The following is a 724-nucleotide window of genomic DNA, read 5'->3' on the forward strand; positions in this document are numbered from 1 at the left end:
GGTGTGGGGGTGGTGTCAGGTGAGGGTGGCGAGGGCGGCTTGGTGGTGGGGTGGTGCGGGGAGGTCGGTGAGGTGGTGGCCGGGGATGGTGGGTGGGGTGGGGTGGGTGCTGACGTAGGGGTGGGTGAGGCCGTTGGCGAGTCCGGTGCCGGTGGCTTTGAGGCAGGCTTCTTTGCGGGCCCAGCAGCGGGCGAGTGCGGTGGGTTGTTGGTGGGTGGGGAGGGTGGTGAGTTCTTCGGTTTCGGTGGGGTGGAGGAGGTGGAGGATGTCGTTGACGGTTTGGGGGGTGGGGTGTTCTTCGATGTCGATGCCGACGGGGGTGGTGGCGAGGGCGATGTAGGCGTGGTCGCCGCTGTGGGAGAGGGAGAAGTGGAGGGGGTTTCCGGGGAGGTTGGGTCGGCCGTGGGGTTGTCCGCAGCAGGGGCAGTTTTCGCGGGTGAGTCGGATGGTGTGGGCGGGTTGGTTGAGGTAGAGGGCGAGGATGGTGCGTAGGGCGAGGTGGGAGGTGGTGTAGCGGTGGGTGAGGCCGGGGGTGCGGAAGTGGGTGGCGCGTTCGTTTTCGTCGGCGTCGAGGATGGTGTGGGCTTCGGTGACGGGGTGGCCGCCGATGGTGTCGATGGTGGTGTTGAGGGCCCAGACGACGGGTGTGGTGGGGGTGGGTGCGGGTCCGGGGACGGGCGGGGTGGCCCCGAGGTGGTTGATGTACTCGATCACGCGTTTGAGG

1 protein-coding gene is annotated in these 724 nt (G+C 68.4%); it reads right to left on the reverse strand.

Annotated elements, in window-relative coordinates; genetic code table 11:
* Window positions 1-15: 15 nt before the first annotated feature.
* A partial coding sequence (locus E6U81_RS39550; RefSeq protein ID WP_136234809.1) for a 4'-phosphopantetheinyl transferase superfamily protein occupies window positions 16-724 on the reverse strand: 709 nt, incomplete at its 5' end.

This window comes from Streptomyces sp. A0592 (assembly GCF_004795115.1).
GTDB lineage: Bacteria > Actinomycetota > Actinomycetes > Streptomycetales > Streptomycetaceae > Streptomyces > Streptomyces erythrochromogenes.